Source organism: Moritella sp. 24, assembly GCF_018219155.1.
Taxonomy (GTDB): Bacteria; Pseudomonadota; Gammaproteobacteria; order Enterobacterales; family Moritellaceae; genus Moritella.
In genome coordinates this window covers 714,213-735,056 of record NZ_CP056123.1, presented here as the reverse complement: position 1 = coordinate 735,056, position 20,844 = coordinate 714,213, and the positions used below count along the sequence as shown (strand labels likewise).

The 20,844-nt window shown below is 40.4% G+C and carries 15 protein-coding genes, 1 tRNA gene and 2 rRNA genes; 6 read left to right on the top strand and 12 right to left on the bottom strand.

The window, feature by feature from the left end; genetic code table 11:
- Positions 1–100: 100 nt before the first annotated feature.
- The 4 genes from HWV00_RS03430 to gmhB form a co-directional block, all read right to left on the bottom strand.
- Positions 101–2,992, bottom strand: a 23S ribosomal RNA gene (locus tag HWV00_RS03430).
- Positions 2,993–3,211: 219 nt separating this feature from the next.
- Positions 3,212–3,287, bottom strand: a tRNA-Glu gene (locus HWV00_RS03425).
- 119 nt (positions 3,288–3,406) lie between these two features.
- A 16S ribosomal RNA gene (locus HWV00_RS03420) occupies positions 3,407–4,951 on the bottom strand.
- Together the 16S and 23S rRNA genes with 1 tRNA gene alongside form the textbook arrangement of a ribosomal RNA operon.
- A gap of 319 nt (positions 4,952–5,270) precedes the next feature.
- Positions 5,271–5,828, bottom strand: a complete 558-nt coding sequence (gmhB, locus tag HWV00_RS03415) for a D-glycero-beta-D-manno-heptose 1,7-bisphosphate 7-phosphatase (protein WP_211684714.1) — start codon at positions 5,826–5,828, stop codon at positions 5,271–5,273.
- A gap of 264 nt (positions 5,829–6,092) precedes the next feature.
- Here gmhB and metN point away from each other — a divergent pair, with 264 nt between their 5' ends.
- The 6 genes from metN (at position 6,093) to HWV00_RS03385 (ending at position 11,458) form a co-directional block, all read left to right on the top strand.
- Complete coding sequence (metN, locus tag HWV00_RS03410; protein ID WP_211684713.1) at positions 6,093–7,127, top strand: methionine ABC transporter ATP-binding protein MetN; 1,035 nt, start codon at positions 6,093–6,095, stop codon at positions 7,125–7,127.
- Positions 7,117–7,773, top strand: coding sequence for a methionine ABC transporter permease (locus tag HWV00_RS03405; RefSeq protein WP_211684712.1), 657 nt, complete (start codon positions 7,117–7,119; stop codon positions 7,771–7,773). The genes metN and HWV00_RS03405 overlap by 11 nt, the downstream gene beginning before the upstream one ends.
- A gap of 31 nt (positions 7,774–7,804) precedes the next feature.
- Positions 7,805–8,611, top strand: coding sequence for a methionine ABC transporter substrate-binding lipoprotein MetQ (metQ, locus tag HWV00_RS03400; RefSeq protein WP_211684711.1), 807 nt, complete (start codon positions 7,805–7,807; stop codon positions 8,609–8,611).
- A gap of 151 nt (positions 8,612–8,762) precedes the next feature.
- Entirely contained in the window at positions 8,763–9,749 is a 987-nt protein-coding gene (locus HWV00_RS03395; RefSeq protein ID WP_211684710.1) for a hypothetical protein, read from the top strand.
- Positions 9,750–9,889: 140 nt separating this feature from the next.
- Complete coding sequence (locus tag HWV00_RS03390) at positions 9,890–10,438, top strand: YtfJ family protein (protein ID WP_211684709.1); 549 nt, start codon at positions 9,890–9,892, stop codon at positions 10,436–10,438.
- Between the two features lie 198 nt (positions 10,439–10,636).
- Positions 10,637–11,458 carry a TIGR03899 family protein gene (locus tag HWV00_RS03385; RefSeq protein ID WP_211684708.1) on the top strand — a complete coding sequence of 274 codons (822 nt, stop codon included), beginning with the start codon at positions 10,637–10,639 and terminating at the stop codon, positions 11,456–11,458.
- A 27-nt stretch (positions 11,459–11,485) separates the two neighbouring features.
- On the opposite strand, the gene cysQ is transcribed toward HWV00_RS03385, so the two are convergent.
- The 8 genes from cysQ to ompW form a co-directional block, all read right to left on the bottom strand.
- Entirely contained in the window at positions 11,486–12,253 is a 768-nt protein-coding gene (gene cysQ / locus HWV00_RS03380) for a 3'(2'),5'-bisphosphate nucleotidase CysQ (protein ID WP_211684707.1), read from the bottom strand.
- A 76-nt stretch (positions 12,254–12,329) separates the two neighbouring features.
- Positions 12,330–12,965: an adenylyl-sulfate kinase gene (gene cysC, locus HWV00_RS03375; protein WP_211684706.1), complete on the bottom strand. Its 636-nt coding sequence runs from the start codon at positions 12,963–12,965 to the stop codon at positions 12,330–12,332.
- 7 nt (positions 12,966–12,972) lie between these two features.
- Positions 12,973–14,703, bottom strand: a complete 1,731-nt coding sequence (locus tag HWV00_RS03370) for an SLC13 family permease (protein WP_211684705.1) — start codon at positions 14,701–14,703, stop codon at positions 12,973–12,975.
- Positions 14,704–14,712: 9 nt separating this feature from the next.
- Entirely contained in the window at positions 14,713–16,134 is a 1,422-nt protein-coding gene (cysN, locus tag HWV00_RS03365; RefSeq protein ID WP_211684704.1) for a sulfate adenylyltransferase subunit CysN, read from the bottom strand.
- 15 nt (positions 16,135–16,149) lie between these two features.
- The gene (gene cysD, locus HWV00_RS03360) at positions 16,150–17,058 is read right to left on the bottom strand and encodes a sulfate adenylyltransferase subunit CysD (protein ID WP_211684703.1); all 909 of its coding nucleotides are present in this window, start codon (positions 17,056–17,058) and stop codon (positions 16,150–16,152) included.
- 175 nt (positions 17,059–17,233) lie between these two features.
- Positions 17,234–18,286: a DNA polymerase IV gene (gene dinB / locus HWV00_RS03355; RefSeq protein WP_211684702.1), complete on the bottom strand. Its 1,053-nt coding sequence runs from the start codon at positions 18,284–18,286 to the stop codon at positions 17,234–17,236.
- Positions 18,287–18,446: 160 nt separating this feature from the next.
- Complete coding sequence (locus HWV00_RS03350) at positions 18,447–19,640, bottom strand: hypothetical protein (protein WP_211684701.1); 1,194 nt, start codon at positions 19,638–19,640, stop codon at positions 18,447–18,449.
- Between the two features lie 284 nt (positions 19,641–19,924).
- Positions 19,925–20,587: an outer membrane protein OmpW gene (gene ompW / locus HWV00_RS03345; protein WP_211684700.1), complete on the bottom strand. Its 663-nt coding sequence runs from the start codon at positions 20,585–20,587 to the stop codon at positions 19,925–19,927.
- Positions 20,588–20,844: the final 257 nt, after the last annotated feature.

Genomic DNA, 20,844 nt, shown 5'->3' with positions numbered 1-20,844 from the left:
AAGCTATAAATAAAGAAGTCTTTAAAACCTATCTTTCGATAAATACTAGTGTTCAATCAATTCTTAAGTCGATATTTCAATTAATCATACTTTAATTTGTATGGTTAAGCCTCACGGGTAATTAGTACAAGTTAGCTCAATGCCTCACAGCACTTACACACCTTGCCTATCAACGTTGTAGTCTCCAACGGCCCTTCAGGGGACTTAAAGTCCCAGTGAGAACTCATCTCGAGGCCTGCTTCCCGCTTAGATGCTTTCAGCGGTTATCAGTTCCGAACTTAGCTACCGGGCAATGCTATTGGCATAACAACCCGAACACCAGTGGTTCGTCCACTCCGGTCCTCTCGTACTAGGAGCAGCTCCTCTCAATTCTCAAACGCCCACGGCAGATAGGGACCGAACTGTCTCACGACGTTCTAAACCCAGCTCGCGTACCACTTTAAATGGCGAACAGCCATACCCTTGGGACCAACTTCAGCCCCAGGATGTGATGAGCCGACATCGAGGTGCCAAACACCGCCGTCGATATGAACTCTTGGGCGGTATCAGCCTGTTATCCCCGGAGTACCTTTTATCCGTTGAGCGATGGCCCTTCCATTCAGAACCACCGGATCACTAAGACCTACTTTCGTACCTGCTCGACGTGTCTGTCTCGCAGTTAAGCTGGCTTATGCCTTTGCACTAACCACATGATGTCCAACCATGTTTAGCCAACCTTCGTGCTCCTCCGTTACTCTTTGGGAGGAGACCGCCCCAGTCAAACTACCCACCAGACACTGTCCGCAATCCCGATAAGGGACCTACGTTAGAACATCAAACGTACAAGGGTGGTATTTCAAGATAGACTCCACATCATCTAGCGACAATGTTTCACAGTCTCCCACCTATCCTACACATGTAGGTTCAATGTTCAGTGCCAAGCTATAGTAAAGGTTCACGGGGTCTTTCCGTCTAGCCGCGGGTACACTGCATCTTAACAGCGATTTCAATTTCACTGAGTCTCGGGTGGAGACAGCGTGGCCATCATTACGCCATTCGTGCAGGTCGGAACTTACCCGACAAGGAATTTCGCTACCTTAGGACCGTTATAGTTACGGCCGCCGTTTACCGGGGCTTCGATCATGAGCTTCGACCTAAGTCTAACCCAATCAATTAACCTTCCGGCACCGGGCAGGCGTCACACCGTATACGTCATCTTTCGATTTTGCACAGTGCTGTGTTTTTAATAAACAGTTGCAGCCACCATTTCTCTGCGACCAACAATAGCTTACGGAGCAAGTCCTTCACCATCATTGGCGTACCTTCTCCCGAAGTTACGGTACCATTTTGCCTAGTTCCTTCACCCGAGTTCTCTCAAGCGCCTTAGTATTCTCTACCTAACCACCTGTGTCGGTTTGGGGTACGATTCTCTTATATCTGAAGCTTAGAGGTTTTTCCTGGAAGCCGGGTATCAACTACTTCATCTCCGTAGAGACTCGTCATCAGTTCTCAGCCTTAATGTATTCCCGGATTTGCCTAAGAATACAGCCTACAACCTTAAACATGGACAACCATCGCCATGCTAGCCTAACCTTCTCCGTCACCCCATCGCAATATAAGTGAGTACTGGAATATTAACCAGTTTCCCATCGACTACGCCTTTCGGCCTCGCCTTAGGGGTCGACTCACCCTGCCCCGATTAACGTTGGACAGGAACCCTTGGTCTTTCGGCGTGGAGGTTTTTCACCCCCATTATCGTTACTCATGTCAACATTCGCACTTCTGATACCTCCAGCAAGCTTCTCAACTCACCTTCAACGGCTTACAGAACGCTCCTCTACCATGCAAGAACAAGTCTTGCATCCGTAGCTTCGGTGGTATGTTTAGCCCCGTTAAATCTTCCGCGCAGACCGACTCGACCAGTGAGCTATTACGCTTTCTTTAAAAGATGGCTGCTTCTAAGCCAACTTCCTGGCTGTCTGAGCCTTTCCACATCGTTTCCCACTTAACATACACTTTGGGACCTTAGCTGACGGTCTGGGTTGTTTCCCTTTCCACGACGGACGTTAGCACCCGCCGTGTGTCTCCCGCGATTGAACTTATTGGTATTCGGAGTTTGCAAAGGGTTGGTAAGTCGGGATGACCCCCTAGCCTTAACAGTGCTCTACCCCCAATAGTTAGACGCGAGGCGCTACCTAAATAGCTTTCGAGGAGAACCAGCTATCTCCCGGTTTGATTGGCCTTTCACCCCCAGCCACAAGTCATCCGCTAATTTTTCAACATTAGTCGGTTCGGTCCTCCAGTTGATGTTACTCAACCTTCAACCTGCCCATGGCTAGATCACCGGGTTTCGGGTCTAATCCCAGCAACTATTCGCGCAGTTAACACTCGGTTTCCCTACGGCTCCGCTATTCGCTTAACCTTGCTACTGAAATTAAGTCGTTGACCCATTATACAAAAGGTACGCAGTCACAGAACAAGTCTGCTCCCACTGCTTGTACGTATACGGTTTCAGGTTCTATTTCACTCCCCTCACAGGGGTTCTTTTCGCCTTTCCCTCACGGTACTGGTTCACTATCGGTCAGTCAGTAGTATTTAGCCTTGGAAGATGGTCCTCCCATATTCAAACAGCATATCACGTGTGCCGTCCTACTCGATTTCACAGTAAGGTCGTTTTCATGTACGGGACTATCACCCTGTATCGTGAAACTTTCCAGAATCTTCCACTAACTTCCAAACTGCTTAAGGGCTAGACCCCGTTCGCTCGCCGCTACTAAGGGTATCTCTATTGATTTCTTTTCCTCGGGGTACTTAGATGTTTCAGTTCTCCCGGTTCGCTTCGTAACGCTATGTATTCACGTTACGATACTCTACAAAGTAGAGTGGGTTCCCCCATTCGGAAATCTGTGGATTAACGCTTTTTATCAACTCCCCACAGCTTAACGCAGATTAACACGTCCTTCATCGCCTCTGACTGCCTAGGCATCCACCGTATACGCTTAGTCACTTAACCATACAATCTAAAGTCGACCGTACAATTGAAATAACTAGGTATTATCTAGTTTTTTTCGCCTCAAGAATACTCAAGAACACTATATTGTTATTACCTAAGTAATAACGTGTTTTAAGAACTTCTTTATTTATTCAGCTTTCCAAATTTTTAAAGAGCAATTTGCTAAAAAGCAAAGATAAACATTGTTGCTTAGCTTTGATTTTTAATCAGAAAGAAAAGTGGTATCCCGTACGAGATTTGAACTCGTGTTACCGCCGTGAAAGGGCGGTGTCCTAGGCCTCTAGACGAACGGGACACAATTTACTTTCTACGACTGGATTTCATCCCAATCGTTATCTTATTTTCATAAGATTGTCTTTAACGTTTCTATTCAAGCAATTTGTGTGGGCACTTACAAAAATTAACAACTTTACGTAAGGAGGTGATCCAGCCCCAGGTTCCCCTAGGGCTACCTTGTTACGACTTCACCCCAGTCATGAACCACACCGTGGTCATCGCCCTCCCGAAGGTTAAGCTAATGACTTCTGGTGCAGCCCACTCCCATGGTGTGACGGGCGGTGTGTACAAGGCCCGGGAACGTATTCACCGTGACATTCTGATTCACGATTACTAGCGATTCCGACTTCATGGGGTCGAGTTGCAGACCCCAATCCGGACTACGACGCACTTTATGGGATTCGCTTACCATCGCTGGTTTGCAGCCCTTTGTATGCGCCATTGTAGCACGTGTGTAGCCCTACTCGTAAGGGCCATGATGACTTGACGTCGTCCCCACCTTCCTCCGGTTTATCACCGGCAGTCTCCTTAGAGTTCCCACCATTACGTGCTGGCAAATAAGGATAAGGGTTGCGCTCGTTGCGGGACTTAACCCAACATTTCACAACACGAGCTGACGACAGCCATGCAGCACCTGTCTCATAGTTCCCGAAGGCACCAATTCATCTCTGAAAAGTTCTATGGATGTCAAGAGTAGGTAAGGTTCTTCGCGTTGCATCGAATTAAACCACATGCTCCACCGCTTGTGCGGGCCCCCGTCAATTCATTTGAGTTTTAACCTTGCGGCCGTACTCCCCAGGCGGTCTACTTAATGCGTTAGCTTAAGAGCCCAGTTCTCAAGGAACCAAACTCCGAGTAGACATCGTTTACGGCGTGGACTACCGGGGTATCTAATCCCGTTTGCTACCCACGCTTTCGCATCTGAGCGTCAGTTACTTGCCAGGTGGCCGCCTTCGCCACTGGTATTCCTTCAGATCTCTACGCATTTCACCGCTACACCTGAAATTCTACCACCCTCTCAAGAACTCTAGTTTGCCAGTTCGAAATGCAGTTCCCAGGTTGAGCCCGGGGCTTTCACATCTCGCTTAACAAACCGCCTGCATGCGCTTTACGCCCAGTAATTCCGATTAACGCTTGCACCCTCCGTATTACCGCGGCTGCTGGCACGGAGTTAGCCGGTGCTTCTTCTGCGAGTAACGTCACAGTAAGCAGTTATTAACTACTTACCTTTCCTCCTCGCTGAAAGTACTTTACAACCCGAAGGCCTTCTTCATACACGCGGTATGGCTGCATCAGAGTTTCCTCCATTGTGCAATATTCCCCACTGCTGCCTCCCGTAGGAGTCTGGACCGTGTCTCAGTTCCAGTGTGGCTGATCATCCTCTCAGACCAGCTAGGGATCGTCGCCTTGGTGAGCTCTTACCTCACCAACAAGCTAATCCCACTTGGGCTCATCTAGTCGCGAGAGCTTTCAAGAAGAGGCCCCCTTTCACCCGTAGGTCGTATGCGGTATTAGCAGTCGTTTCCAACTGTTGTCCCCCTCGACTAGGCAGATTCCCAAGCATTACTCACCCGTCCGCCGCTCGACGCCAGAATAGCAAGCTATTCTTCGTTTCCGCTCGACTTGCATGTGTTAAGCCTACCGCCAGCGTTCAATCTGAGCCATGATCAAACTCTTCAATTAAAAGTTTTTTTGACTGATGCCTAAAATCATTACTGATAATAAGTATCAAGTCGGCTCAATGAATTCTGTACTTCAACAACAAACCGAGGTTTGTTGTTTATAAAACCAAATCTTTCGATTTAATTTAATGTTCATAATTACATTGATATAATTTTTGGTCATTATATCTCTGTAAGTACTCACACAGATTGCTTGAATAAATTGTTAAAGAACATACCGAACGACTGTTGCCGTGTCAGTGAGGAGCGATTATAGAGATCCGAGCTTTAATCGCAAGTCATTTTATAAAATAAATCTAAAACGCTCAAATAATGAACAGTTAGTATCCATTTACTATTAATTTAGCCGCTGATAATAAGTCAGCAAATACACCATCTGCTTCTTCAGCGCCTTTTTCACACAATACTTTACCTGTCGATACCAAGTAGTTTGCTTTAAGTTGTGACTTTTTACCCGCTTGAATATCTGATAATTTATCACCCACTAAATACGAGTTAGCAAAATCAATATCAAGTTCTTCCGCTGCACTATCTAACATCCCCGTATTTGGCTTACGACATAAACAATCTTGCTTATAATCACCAATGCCTTTTTCTGGATGATGAGGACAAAAATAAATACCATCAAGATCAACACCACGATCAGCCAGCGACCAATCCATCCATTCGGTTAACGTCATAAATTCATCTTCGGTATAATAACCACGTGCAATACCGGACTGATTAGTGATCACAACAAGTAAGTAGCCATGCTGCTTTAATAACTGCATCGCTTCAATACTGCCGTCAATAAACTCAAAATCATCAATTTGTGACACATAACCTTTATCTTTATTAATTACGCCATCACGATCTAAAAACACAGCTGGAGTTGCCATTATTTTCAACCTTTACTTATCTATTGAATTCAATCAGCCATTATTTCATGTCATCAAAATTTCGCAATCGATACCTTTTTAATCTTTCATCCGACTTTTACTACCCAGAATGATATAAAAGAACGTTTAGACGTCTAGATGTAAAAAAGTCCATTGACTTTGAGTGATGAACTATTTAGCATATGTATCCAGTTATTACTTATAAATAAAGAATTAATATCTAACCTTATATATTAATTCTTACTTTTCATTTTAGGCGTTGAAATGATCAAACTAGCAAATATAAATAAAATATTTGAAACTACAGATAAGCCTGTTTATGCCTTGAAAGACGTTAACTTAAACGTTAATAAAGGTGAAATATTCGGTGTAATTGGTTCATCAGGTGCTGGTAAAAGTACATTAATACGTTGTGTTAATTTACTTGAAACACCAACATCAGGTTCAATTCAACTTGATGGTGTGGAATTAACCCAATTAAGTAAAGCAGAGCTATGTGCTGCAAGACGCCAAATAGGCATGATATTTCAACACTTCAACTTATTATCATCACGCACCGTGTTTGATAACGTTGCACTACCACTTGAATTAGCTGGTATTGATAAAAATGAAATTAAAAATAAAATCGCACCTCTTCTTGAATTAGTTGGTTTAGCGACAAAGCATAACGCCTACCCTTCTGAATTAAGTGGTGGTCAGAAACAACGTGTTGCGATTGCACGAGCGTTAGCATCTGAACCTAAAGTATTACTGTGTGACGAAGCAACATCAGCACTGGATCCAAGTACAACAAAATCAATTTTAGCGTTATTAAAAGATATTAATGAGCGCTTAGGTTTAACGATCCTACTCATCACACATGAGATGGAAGTAGTAAAAAATATTTGCCATAAAGTAGCGATTATTGATAAAGGCGAATTAATTGAACAAAACACCGTTGCTAACTTTTTCGCGAATCCAGAAACAGAGTTAGCGCAAATATTTATCGAAGCAACGATTAACCTTGAAATTCCGGATGAATACAAGCAACGTCTTTCGTTAAATAGAACAGATAACTCAATGCCGTTAGTACGTTTAGGCTTCACAGGTAACAGTGTTGACTCTGCCGTTATTTCTGAAGTTAGTCGAACACTAAACGTTGATGTGAACATCCTAAGTGCAGATATTGAATTTGCAGGCGGCATCAAATTTGGCTATATGCTAGCAGAGTTGATTGGTAATAAAGAAAACACAGTCGCTGCAAAAGCGTTTTTTCAACAACACGCAGTTAATGTAGAGGTTATCGGTTATGTCGACTGAGCAAATGATTAATTTACTTTTTACCGCAACCATCGAAACACTTGTAATGGTTGGTATATCTGCTGCAATCGCTTGTTTACTTGGTATGCCGACAGGTATTTTACTGCACGTAACAAAAGCTAACGGTATTTTAGAAAACAAAAAATTAAACAACGTATTAAGTGTGATTGTAAATGTCGGTCGTTCAGTGCCTTTCATTATTTTACTTGTCGCTATTATTCCCTTTACGCGTTTAATTGTTGGCTCGTCAATCGGTACTGGCGCAATGATTGTTCCATTAACAGTGGCTTCAATTCCGTTCATTGCACGATTAATAGAAGGGGCTTTATTAGATGTTCCAACGGGTTTGGTAGAAGCAGCACAAACAATGGGTGCAACGCCACTACAAATTATAATGAAAGTGCTCATTCCAGAAGCAATGCCAGGTATTATCAACAGCGTTACAATCACGTTAGTCACGCTCGTTAACTACTCTGCAATGGCCGGTACTGTTGGTGGCGGTGGCTTAGGTGATGTGGGGATTCAACATGGTTATATCGGTTTTAACCCGTCAATTATTTTAATCACCGTTATCTTACTTGTCATTATCGTACAGATTATCCAATCATTTGGTGAGCGCTTAGTCAGTAAAGTCGACCACAGATAATAAATTTTAACTACTCAAGGAAATAATAATCATGGATTTTTCAATAAAAAAATTAGTATCAGTAACAGCAATCGCATCAAGTGTTCTATTAAGTGCATGTAGTGGCGACAAAGAGTCAAGTGTATTAAAAGTCGGTGCGATGGCAGGTCCTGAAGCTGAAGTAGTTGAAATTGCAAAAACAATCGCAAAAGAAAAATACAATCTCGATATCGAAATTGTTACTTTCACCGATTATGTAACTCCTAACCGTGCATTAGAAGAAGGCAGTATTGACGTCAATGCTTTCCAGCATAAGCCTTACCTAGACGCACAAATTGAACAACGTGGTTATGATATTACATCTGTAGCAAATACATTTGTTTATCCAATTGCAGCTTACTCTTCATCAATCAAAACGGTTGATGAGCTAAAAGAAGGCAACAAAATTGCGGTACCGAATGATCCAACAAACTTAGGTCGTTCATTACTACTACTTGAACAGCAAGGTATCATTTCACTTAAAGCTGGCGCAGGTATTAAAGCAACAGAGTTAGATATTATTGCAAACCCATTTGGTGTTGAAATTGTAAAATTAGAAGCTGCTTTATTAGCGCGTAACTTACAAGATGTAACTATTGCGGTTATCAATACAACATTCGCAACAAAAATTGGTTTATCACCAACTAAAGATGGCATCTTTGTTGAAGATAAAGAATCTCCATACGTAAACTTAATTGTTGCGCGTAATGACAATAAAGATTCAGAAAAAGTAAAACAGTTTGTTGCTGCGTTCCAAACTCAAGAAGTATATGACGAAGCGAAGAAATTATTTAACAATGCTATCGTAAAAGGCTGGTAATCCACTTTTATTACACATAAAAGTGTCGCCTAATAGTCATAATAATTAAGAACAGGTGTGGTTGATAACAAAATTTATTCTGTATTTTTTTTGATATCAATCACATTTTCTACCAAGCTTAGTGAATCGTTCGTTTTCAGAGATTCATTAAATGCCCAACTCTTTATTGAACAAAGCAGCTTTGTGGCCATCTATTACCACAAGCATAATGATTTTCATCTCGATACCCGTCATGGCCTCTCTTTCAGGCGATACAGATGAACGTAATAACCTTGCTTCCTCAAGCCTCATTAGCTTACCAAATAGTGAAACCAATTCATTTTCAATCAATTGGCAATGGACAGATAAAGAAGGTAAGAACTTAAAAATAAAATCATTCTTTGATACTGATATTGTCGAAACATCATTACTCGACAGTTATAAGCTGTCATTTTCATTAAGCTACCCAATTAAAGCGATCCATACCTACTTAACACCTAGGCTCGAGTTTGCAATTGAACGTATTAATTTTTATACCCCTGATGAACAAGATAAAATAACAAACATAAAATACGCATTTACAAATAAAGATGAGAGCAATTCATCACAGCTATTTTGGCAAGCTTATAATCAATATCAAAACGATGCCTTTTATCACCTAAAAATAACCCCCTGCGTTCACCCTGATGATGAAGACTTACCTTGCGTGAGACCTAATTACTCTCAGCTTTTTTATGAATATAGGGCTTATTTAAAAGATATCGCGGCACAACTCGCCAAGCAGCAATCATTCACAACTGCGGTAAAAAATGCACAACATTGGGTTTACGCTATTCCAGATAGGAAAGAACATGACGATAGCTTCTTTTCACCAATCAGTGTGTTAAAGACGAATGAAGCAGACAGTGATGAAAAAGTATTATTATTAGCAACACTGATTAGTCAACTTGCACCTGAATATGAACTCTTCATGCTTTACCCTTCAGACAGTATAGGTAGCGTATCTCCCGTGTGGTTAACGATTGACAGTCGCAGTGGGGTTGAAGGCCAAAAAATCATCATTAATCAAAACCAATATACTGTTATATCAGGGTCAAAAATAAAGTTAGATAAAATACTTTCTTCAAACACAAAATTGATTAGCGAATCATTATATTGACCACACATTTGAGTTTTTCTGCCACACTTTCCTTGCAAATAGAATAAGATGTGAAAAATACGTAATGCGATAGAACTAATAGTCTGGCGCTCTCATAGAAACGTTTTCACATCACTTTCATGTTTAAAAGGATAAAAATAATGAAAAAAATACTAACGGCTATCGCCCTATCATTAACCTCTTTTGTCTCGTTAAGCCATAGCTTAACATTAGGTGAAAATTTACCTGAAGTGACAATTGCTGACAAAGGTTTTGTCGATTTAGTAGAAGGTGAATTTGAATACCGTCAATGGTCGACTGCAGAACTACAAAATAAGGTTATTTTGATTCAACATATTGCAGGGCGTACTGCAGCAAAAGAACTCAATGAGCCAATGATCGATGCGCTAAAAGAGTCTGATTTCCCATTTGAAAAATACAATACAGCGACACTTGTTAACTTAGATGAAGCAATTTGGGGAACAGGTGCTATCGTTGCTAGCCAACTTAAATCAAACAAAGAAGAGTTTCCTGATGCTATCTTTGTGCTTGATGAAGACGGTGACCTTAAAAATAAATGGGGTTTAACTGAAAAAAGTTCAGCTATCATCTTACTCGATGCCACTGGTAAGCTTCTATACGTTAAAGATGGTGAAATGAACCCAACAGAAATAGATACCGTTATTGGTCTTATTAAGGCTAATATCTAAAAGTCATTTCAGCTATGGGCGAGCCGGTATTCATTTATCCTCACTTAACTCGCCCAAAATCATATCTAAATATAAACAACCATAAAATATTCCTCACCATCAATCACTTTTAAACACCAAAGCAATACTTTTATTACTATATCAGGTATAAATAAAGGCTGATTAACACTCGCTTAAAATACACTGCTAGGTTTTGCTATGTCCGGAAATGATATCAATATAAATAAAGTTGAATCGAATATTTTAAACAGTATTCAGCAGTTAAGACAAGTCTCTAAAGATAGAGGCATAGATGGTATGTTGACGGTAAATAAACATACCACATTTGAACATAGAGCGATTCAGCGTGTTAATCAAGAACAGATAAAACAACAACAAAATTTAGAGAGTATTGTCGTTCGTGCAAATAATTTTTGTGATGATGTCACGAGTGAAAATATCGACCCTGATTGGCTCAGTGCTTTTATGTCAATGGCTAAAGATATTTCAGGTGCTCACATGCAGACCTTATGGGGAAAAATTTTTGCCCTAGAGTTAAGTCACTCAGGTAGCTTCTCGGTGAAGTCATTACGTACACTGAATCAAATGACTCAGCGTGAAGCCCAAATATTTCAAATTGCTTGTAACTTAAGTTCTCAAATAGGGTATGACACGAATCGTAAGATTGTGTTGAACTGCCAAAACAACGGTAAAAGCTTTCTATTATTCAATAAGCCCCAGTTTAAGTCGATTAATTTAGGCAGGCATAAACTACCTTACAGTAGCTTTTTAACACTATCAGAACTCGGCCTTATCCATGCTAATGAATTAGAAATGGTGAACTTACCGTTAGATAAAGATTTACCAATAAGCTACGGTGAAGAAAAGCTAACAATGAAAGTAAAAAACCGTTCATCACGAATGAAATATTATCGTTTCACTAATATTGGTGATGAGCTTGCTAAACTCATTCCTCACGAAAGCAAAAATGAGTATTTCGCTGAGTTAACCAGTCATTTACATAACGCATTTACTTTTTAAGTCACGCAACCATTTATTTTGTAAGTTTCACGACTTAGCAACAACAAAAAATGGATTCAATACCGATTCTTGATGGTTATATAACAAAGGTGTGCCATCAAGCTGCACAACACTTGCCCCTGCTGCACAAGCCACTGCATGTCCAGCCCCCGTATCCCACCAACAAGTAGGTCCAAGTCTCGGATAACAATGTGCATTTCCTTCTGCAATCAAACAAAACTTTAATGAACTACCAACGGGAATGACTTCAGTCTCTTTAAATCGCGTTAAATATAACGACATTTCAGGACTTGCATGCGATCGAGAGCCAACAACTTTAACCGTTTCATCATCGGGAATCGGTTGTACTGATAATTTAGTCGTCTCCCCATCATGCAATAAGAACGCACCTTCGCTATTGGTATAATAGAGTCTGTCCAATACCGGAGCATAGACTACGCCTAATATTGGCTGCTGCTCATGGATCAACGCAATATTAACGGTAAACTCGCCATTACGTTTAATAAATTCTTTCGTACCATCAAGTGGATCCACAAGCCAAAATGTCTGCCATTGCTTTCTTTCATCCCAAGGGATGCTTGCCCCCTCTTCTGACAAAATAGGAATATAAGGGGTGATCGTACGTAAGCTGGCAACAATAATATCATTCGCTGCCACATCAGCTTCTGTAACAGGCGAGTTATCATCTTTGATATCAACATGAAAATCACGCTGATAAATCGTTAATATTTCTTGTCCTGCTGCAACTGCAATATCATTAACTTGACTGACCAAATGATCGATTGATATATCCATGTGTTCGCTACGACTCCCTTGCTTACAAATGACTGCTGATAAACGATTAATTCTTAATATGGTACTTATAACACTGCTACTTAATATGACCCTGCTGTGACAGATACGCCATTATTTGCTCGACAGACGTTGCAACAGGGTTGCTACCATTGTCTAAATAAAGCTCTGGTTTCTCTGGAGCCTCATAAACAGAATCAATACCGGTGAAGTTTTTAATCTCCCCTGCACGGGCTTTTTTATACAGACCTTTTGGATCACGCTGCTCACAGGTTGCAAGATCAGCATCAACATGGATCTCTATAAACTCGCTATCACCAAGCAATGAGCGTACTAGCTCACGCTCTTGACGATGTGGAGAAATAAATGCAGTTAATACAATAACACCCGCATCAACCATTAACTTTGCCACTTCTCCCACTCTGCGAATATTTTCTTTACGATCATCATCGCTAAAGCCAAGATCACCACATAAGCCAAAACGTACATTGTCACCGTCTAGTAGATAAGTGTGATAACCCGCTTTATGTAATTCATTCTCTAACGCACCTGCGACCGTTGATTTACCTGAACCACTTAAGCCAGTAAACCATAATACACAGGGCTGCTGTTTTTTATTCGCTGCTCTTGCTGCTTTATCAACACTATGTTGATGCCATACGATATTGTCTGTTGCTGTTTTGCCAGCATCACTTTCCTTGATAATTGTTGTCATTACACACTCACAGATAAAATGGGAATACATATGGGATCATTACTAATACCACAGAAGAATAAGCAATCGATGTTGGTACACCGAGTTTAAGGTAGTCTGATAGCGCATAATTTCCAGCGCTATAAACCATTAAATTGGTTTGATAACCATAAGGCGATATAAAGCTGGCACTGGCGCCAAAAATAACCGCCATAATGAAAGGTAATTCACTCACACCATAGCTTTGCGCCAAACTAAAAGCGATTGGAAACGCGAGAGCTGCAGCTGCATTATTAGTAATGAGCTCGCTGAGTAATAATGTCGCAAGATAAGTTGCAATAAATGCAGCTAATACCCCCCAACCATTGAAAACGTCGAGTAAGTAGTTCGCTAATAAATCGGATACGCCAGTCGTCTGTAACATATTCGATAATGCTAATGCACTGCCAACAACAATCCATAGATCAACGGGTAAACGTCTACGGATCTCTTGCAGTGATAGTGTGCCGCTCATACACAGCAGTAATACAAATATCACCAACCCTTTCAATAACGGTAATGTACCTGTTAACGCTAAAGCAATTGTACCAACAAAGCCTGCTAATACAGTGATACTACGATGATCACTTAACCGTGTTGCCACATCTAAACCACTGACGACAACAAAATCACGACTCAAGTCTTTGCTATTTTTAAACACCGCACCAGGGGCTAATAATAATGTATCACCCGCGCGTAAACGCACATTACCTAAACCGCCACGTAATGGACTATGACCACGACGTATAGCGACAACCACAGAATCGAAATGCTCTCTGAACTTACTTTCTTTTAACGTTAAACCATTTAATTTTGATGAATGACTGACAATCACTTCAACAAGATGCTGCCCATTTAGTTCGCCTTGACCAAATAACGTCAGTCCTTTAATGTCTTGCAAGACACCGACTGAATCAACATCACCACAGAACAATAGCTGATCGTTCGCTTGCAGTATTTCTTCAGGGCAAACAGGACAAATCACCTCACCGTCTCGTTGAATCTCAGCAAGGTATAATTGTTTTAACGCCCGTAAATTGTTCTCAGCAATACTTTTGCCAACAAGATCCGAGTTCGCTTTTACGCGTGCTTCTAAAAAATAAACTAACTCTTCATTATCATCTTGATTGTGATCAGGTAATCGATGGCTCATGGTAATAAGCACAACCATCCCTGCCATAAAGCCCGCTAAGCCTATAATAGAAAATTCAAAAAAGCCCAATGAAGGTAGGCCAGCATCAACCACAAAACTATTTACAATCAAGTTTGTCGAAGTACCAATTAAGGTCAAAGTGCCACCGAAAATAGCAGCATAAGAAAGTGGAATAAGTAATTTAGTGGGTGCGTGGGTATTATTACGTTTCACTGCACCAATTAATGATGCAACAACAGCGGTGTTGTTCGTAAAAGAAGACAATAAGGCAGTGGAAATACCAAGTTTAGCAACCACAACTGTAAAGCGGCCCGTTGACAACTGTCGACCGATCCAGCTAATTAAACGTGTTTTTTCAATCGTAATCGAAATCAATAATAATAAAATTAATGTGATAAGAGAAGGATTAGTAAATCCAGCCATCACTTGTGGCATTTCAATAAAGCCTGACAAGTAAGCTAAAATTACCATCCCACCAAATAAACTCGATGGTCGAAACTTACCTGAGATAAGTAGACCAATAAAGATCATTAGTGAGACTAAAATACTTCCCTGTATCACATTCATAACAACATCCTACAGCTTGCTAATATCGATAGCTTGCCATTTAGGGAAGTGTTTGCGTACTAACGCATTCAATTCAGCTTCAAACTCACTAAATTCATGTGAGTGAGTACTTCCTTTCGACTCGAGTACTTGTTCAATCATACCGGCACCAACGGTTACGTTAGTCAGTCGATCAATCACAATGAAACTCCCCGTATCAGCAACATCTTGATACTTGTCGGCAGGAACGGCTTCTGTCAGCGTTAACTCACATAAACCAATTTCATTTAATGCAAGCTCAGTCGCAGCAGACTCTTCCAACGTATTCACATCCACTTTATTACGGAGCAATGTAAACTGACCTGTGGTTTTCTTACTTGCGAGTTTAATATCATATTGACGACCTAGCTCAAGAACTTGATCAGACATCCATACAACATTCGCTACAAGTGAATCAGATAAGATCGGCTGTTGTGCTTTTGATACCAGAATATCACCACGGCTCACATCAATTTCATCAGTCAGTGTTAACGTGATAGCTTGATCTTGATGCGCAGACGAGAGTTCACCATCAAAAGTTACAATCGATTTAACTGTGCTTGATTTACCAGACGGCAGAGCGACAACTTCATCACCAACATTAATTTGACCAGCTGCAATCGTGCCAGCAAAACCACGGAAATCAAGGTTTGGACGATTCACGTATTGCACAGGTAAACGGAATGGTTTATCGAGTGCATCATCAGATGTATCAACAGCTTCTAAACACTCTAATAATGTACGTCCCTTGAACCAAGGTGTACGCGTAGAACGATCGACAACGTTGTCGCCCAATAATGCAGATAACGGTGTGAACTCAATCGTAATATCGTTTAATTTTTCAGTAAAAGCTAAGTATTCCTCTTTGATTTCTTCAAAGCGCTGCTCAGAAAAATCAACTAGATCCATTTTATTAATGGCAACAACAAAATGTTTAATACCCAATAATGACGCAATATACGAATGACGTTTAGTTTGCGTTAATACACCTTTACGAGCATCGATTAAGATCACCGCAAGATCACACGTTGACGCACCTGTCGCCATATTACGTGTGTATTCTTCATGTCCTGGCGTATCTGCAATAATAAACTTACGTGTTGCTGTCGAGAAATAACGGTATGCAACATCAATGGTAATACCCTGCTCGCGCTCAGCAGCAAGGCCATCAACTAATAAAGCTAAATCAATCGCTTCACCTGTTGTACCTGATTTTTGACTATCAACATGTAACGCCGCTAATTGATCTTCATAGATCTGATGCGAATCATGTAATAAACGACCAATAAGACTACTCTTACCATCATCAACACTGCCACACGTTAAAAAACGTAATAAGCTTTTATGCTGCTGTTGGTGTAAGTAGGTTTCGATATCTGTTTGTGCTAATTCATTTGCTATTTGACTGTTCATCTATCCTGCTCCTACCTAGAAATAACCTTGACGTTTCTTTTGCTCCATTGAAGCAGAAGAATCATGGTCAATCATACGTCCTTGTCGTTCACTGCTTGTTGCCAGTAACATTTCTTCAATAATTTCAGGCAATGTTAATGCTTCAGATTCCACAGCACCTGTGAGTGGATAACAGCCCAGCGTTCTAAAACGCACCATTTTCTCTTCTATTTTCTCACCTTCTTGTAGCTTCATGCGATCATCATCAACCATGATCAAAGCACCGTCACGTTCAACAACAGGACGTTTTGCAGCAAGGTAAAGTGGTACAATTTCGATTTGTTCTTGGTAGATATATTGCCAAATATCCAATTCAGTCCAGTTTGATAATGGGAAAACACGAATACTTTCACCCTTATTCACTTGACCGTTGTAAGTACGCCATAATTCAGGGCGTTGGTTTTTTGGATCCCAGCGATGGTTCTTATCACGGAATGAATACACGCGTTCTTTCGCTCGTGATTTTTCTTCATCACGTCGTGCGCCACCAAATGCAGCATCAAAACCATATTTGTCTAGTGCCTGTTTCAGGCCTTGGGTTTTCATGATGTCGGTATGCTTTGAACTACCGTGATCAAATGGACTACAGCCCATCGCGATCCCTTCAGGATTCTGATGCACTAATAAGTCAAAACCATATTTCTCTACAGTCTTGTCACGAAACTCAATCATTTCGCGAAACTTCCAGTTAGTATCAACATGCAATAATGGAAACGGGATCTTACCTGGGTAAAAAGCTTTACGCGCAAGATGCAGCATCACTGATGAGTCTTTACCGATTGAATACATCATTACCGGATTATCGAACTCTGCAGCAACTTCCCTGATTATGTGGATACTTTCAGCTTCCAGCTGTTTAAGGTGGGTCAACCTCTGTTGATTCATCTTCTACTCCATCAGACCAAATTGGATAATTTCATATCGTTTGGATCAATATAGCCCCTTTACTTATAACCGCCAAAGAACATAAACTGATTTTTAATAACTTTTAGGAATATAGGAGGGATGTCGGTAGATTATAAAAAGATAAAGAATATTATTGATAGGAATAAATTAAATGCTAAAACAATAGATTATATTGCTCACTATCCTTATCACCAGCGAGGCCAACGTATAAACCAATTAAGCGAATCCCACGCTTATCTTGCTTTGTCATTGCTTGTGCGAATAGGTCAGAAAATAAGTGCTCATCTAAAGTCGTAATGCTTTGTTCAGTGGTTGTAGAAACAAAATCGTTAAATTTAAGTTTAACACCCTGCTTGGTAATGCGCATATCAGGAGATGCTTTTTGCAAGCGTTGCAGTAGCGTTTGATATAATTGTGGAAACAATGCCATGCACTGCTCTAATGTCAGGATGTCTTCAGGTAATGTAATTTCAACGCCTACCGATTTACGATTTTGTTCATTACAAACAGGGCGATTATCTATTCCCTGACAGCGTTCTAATAAACTATGACCTAACTTACCAAAGCTATCAATAATATCCTGAGCAGGAAATTTAAGAACATCAGCACACGTATATAAACCGACACGATTAAGCTTTTGCCAAGTCACCTTACCCACTCCGGGAATTTTGTTTAATGGTAAGTCTGCAACAAAAGATTTCACTTGAGGAGGCGTAATAACAAATGATCCATTTGGCTTATTAATATCTGACGCTACTTTAGCCAAAAACTTCACCGGTGCCACTCCCGCAGACGCAGTAAGTGCTAACTCAGATTCAATACTTTTTCGAATATCTTCCGCTATTAACGTCGCACTACCAGAAAATAATTCACAGTCAGTAACATCTAAAAAGGCTTCATCTAGGGACAGTGGTTCAATCAAATCAGTATAACGAGAAAATATTTCATGGATCTGAGCAGAGACTTCTCGATATACCTGCATACGTGACGGCACAAGCGTTAAGTCAGGGCAGAGTTGCATTGCTTTATAAGAAGACATCGCAGAGCGTACACCATACTGACGGGCAATATAATTACACGTAGCAATCACTCCACGGCGATCACTCATGCCACCAATCGCGATAGGAATATCTTTGTAAGCAGGATTGTCACGTACTTCTACATTCGCGAAATACGCATCCATATCGATATGAATTATTTTTCTCATGATTTAACTAACTATAACCACGTAAATAGGACTGTATAAAAGACCAGTTAATTATAAATAAAATTAATGCAGAGAACAAATGATTAAATAAGAAATTGAGCACGGTGAGATTTATCCTATGTTTATACATCCATGTACAAACGCAGAATGGCTAAAATAATTAAATCAGGTTTAATTTATCGACAATTGTCATCCACCCAGCAGGTTCATGCATCAACTTATCAGCTCTAAAGTGCTCTCCGCCAAATTTTAACTTATGACCTGCAAAATTAAGAAGAACTCTCTCTTTTTCAATCCGTCCAATCTGAGAAAATAACTCCCGAACCATATCTAAAGCGGGTGTCTCGCTAGCATACTCATTAACGGCTTCTTCACCGAACAAACCTGCAATACCATAATCATCATCCATTTCATAAAAAGCACGGTAGTGTAGTCTTTTAGCTGCCTTTTCGATATCAATCGCCATATTCGATAGTCGACAATTTAGTGTTTGTCCGTGTGCAAAACTGATAGCAGCAGTAGCACCACCTGCAATATTACCAGGGATCATATCAGCGACTAACGCTGCCGATTGTGATTCTACTTTAAGTTTTTTAGCATCGATAATAACTTTACATAAATTATATTCGACAGTCAGTCCTTTGCTTTTATACTTCTTAAGCATCTCATTAAGTCGAACTAAATGCGCAATAGTTTTAGCATCTGAGCGACCATGACGGACTGCACCTAATGCATTAACGTGAGTAACACTACTTAGCATTCCCCCGCCAAATGAAAACAAATCACCTGCAATTTTCTTTCCCATTCTCTTCTTAAAATATGCCGCTGTTTTCGTATTTTCATGTAATGCAGCATCTATCGTAGAAAGCAATGGATTAGCGGGAAGGTCTTGAGCATTGCTTAAGTTTTTTTTCCATTCATAAATATTCACAACAGCACTATGAACTTGCATCAATGGTCCTAACGTAGTCGAAGCAGATACACCTAAAGCACTTCCCCCTGTATACGCGCCACCCGTTCCAGACATGAACTTGGACACATCTACAATCGCATCAGCTGAATCGCCTATATAGCCAGCTATATCACTGCGCATGTCACTTACAGTTACCCCTAATAACTTTGCATCATCGTAAGCAGCCTGCTTCGTATATCCACCTTTCTTATGCAGTTTCTTCTGACGAGCATTTAATCTTGCGCTTTTTTTAGTACCTAGAGTCGAACCTCTACGAATTATACAACCTTGAGTACCTACTCCTGCAATACCAGCATTAGCTAATATAGACTCTCTGCTTTTACCTTTTTCAAAATTATCTCTCGATCTTTCCAGATCATAACTTTTATTTCGACCAAACATTATTTATCCTCTCATATTTTGAATTATGGAAGCTCATGTATATACCTAAGAGCAAATCATCACATAATTCGAAATACTACATTTAAGAATTAGAATGTTAATAGCATACGTTGTCGATGACAGAGACAGTGTAAGGGATTGTAACCTGCGGTTTAAATTGCGTATTCAGCAGAGGGGGATAATTAAAATAGGGGTATGAAGATAAATTGTTATGTTGAACCACAAACAAAACAAGGCGCAGATGCACCTTGTTATATTTAGCTAATAGAAACGATGACAGCTAATTAAAATACATAACCCACACTCACCATGTATACCAATGGATCGATATCTGTTTCAATTTTGTAGCTATCATTACCAACATCGAACGTAACATCTGAACTGATACCTGCATACATCACAGATGCATTTACCAACCATTTCTCATTAATTTTATAATCCACACCAACTTGCGCAGCTAAACCAACAGAATTACTCATATCTAGATTACTTAGTCCAGCGCCTTTACCAGTATCATTAAATTTAGTGTCATAGAACACCGTGAAGTTAACACCAGCACCTACGTAAGGGCGTAATTTAGAGCCTGCATTACCAAAATAATACTGCGCTAATAATGTTGGTGGTAGTTGATGAACTTCAGCAATCACACCAGTCGCTTCGAGTGCAACTTCATGCTTGAATGGCGTAGCAGCAACTAACTCAATACCAATATTGTCCGTTGCCATATAGGTAAAGTTCAAACCCAGTTGGGTATTATCGTTCACCTGAAATTCACCAAAATTAGCTACACCTGTTATATCAACATCATCACTTGATTCATTAGGTGCAACCATAATAGCGCCGGCACGAACAATAATATCCCCTTGTTGATGAGCGAAAGCAGGGGCTGCAAGCGTTGCTGATAATAAAGAGGCGGTGATTAATCCTGATAAGATCTTCTTGTTCATGTAGTGCTCCATTAAAACGGGTATGTTTTTCATTTCAAATACAGCCTCATCGCATTTGATGTTCTTTGACACCATTTTGCAACAAAGCATTAACCTAGATGTACTTTGCCATATTAATGAAACTCCAAATTGATCTGTATCAAACACAACCCAAATACTCACTAAGGGATACTTAAATTAAACTATGGGGACTGAACTTTTACTCTATTACATCATCGCCTAATACTAACTAAGTACCACCAAGAAAATTACAAGTA

Bases quoted from the DNA above. Each gene is read 5' to 3' on its own strand.
- gmhB (WP_211684714.1), bottom strand. From the start codon at position 5,828: ATGGCAACTCCAGCTGTGTTTTTAGATCGTGATGGCGTAATTAATAAA.
- metN (WP_211684713.1), top strand. From the start codon at position 6,093: ATGATCAAACTAGCAAATATAAATAAAATATTTGAAACTACAGATAAG.
- HWV00_RS03405 (WP_211684712.1), top strand. From the start codon at position 7,117: ATGTCGACTGAGCAAATGATTAATTTACTTTTTACCGCAACCATCGAA.
- metQ (WP_211684711.1), top strand. From the start codon at position 7,805: ATGGATTTTTCAATAAAAAAATTAGTATCAGTAACAGCAATCGCATCA.
- HWV00_RS03395 (WP_211684710.1), top strand. From the start codon at position 8,763: ATGCCCAACTCTTTATTGAACAAAGCAGCTTTGTGGCCATCTATTACC.
- HWV00_RS03390 (WP_211684709.1), top strand. From the start codon at position 9,890: ATGAAAAAAATACTAACGGCTATCGCCCTATCATTAACCTCTTTTGTC.
- HWV00_RS03385 (WP_211684708.1), top strand. From the start codon at position 10,637: ATGTCCGGAAATGATATCAATATAAATAAAGTTGAATCGAATATTTTA.
- cysQ (WP_211684707.1), bottom strand. From the start codon at position 12,253: ATGGATATATCAATCGATCATTTGGTCAGTCAAGTTAATGATATTGCA.
- cysC (WP_211684706.1), bottom strand. From the start codon at position 12,965: ATGACAACAATTATCAAGGAAAGTGATGCTGGCAAAACAGCAACAGAC.
- HWV00_RS03370 (WP_211684705.1), bottom strand. From the start codon at position 14,703: ATGAATGTGATACAGGGAAGTATTTTAGTCTCACTAATGATCTTTATT.
- cysN (WP_211684704.1), bottom strand. From the start codon at position 16,134: ATGAACAGTCAAATAGCAAATGAATTAGCACAAACAGATATCGAAACC.
- cysD (WP_211684703.1), bottom strand. From the start codon at position 17,058: ATGAATCAACAGAGGTTGACCCACCTTAAACAGCTGGAAGCTGAAAGT.
- dinB (WP_211684702.1), bottom strand. From the start codon at position 18,286: ATGAGAAAAATAATTCATATCGATATGGATGCGTATTTCGCGAATGTA.
- HWV00_RS03350 (WP_211684701.1), bottom strand. From the start codon at position 19,640: ATGTTTGGTCGAAATAAAAGTTATGATCTGGAAAGATCGAGAGATAAT.
- ompW (WP_211684700.1), bottom strand. From the start codon at position 20,587: ATGAACAAGAAGATCTTATCAGGATTAATCACCGCCTCTTTATTATCA.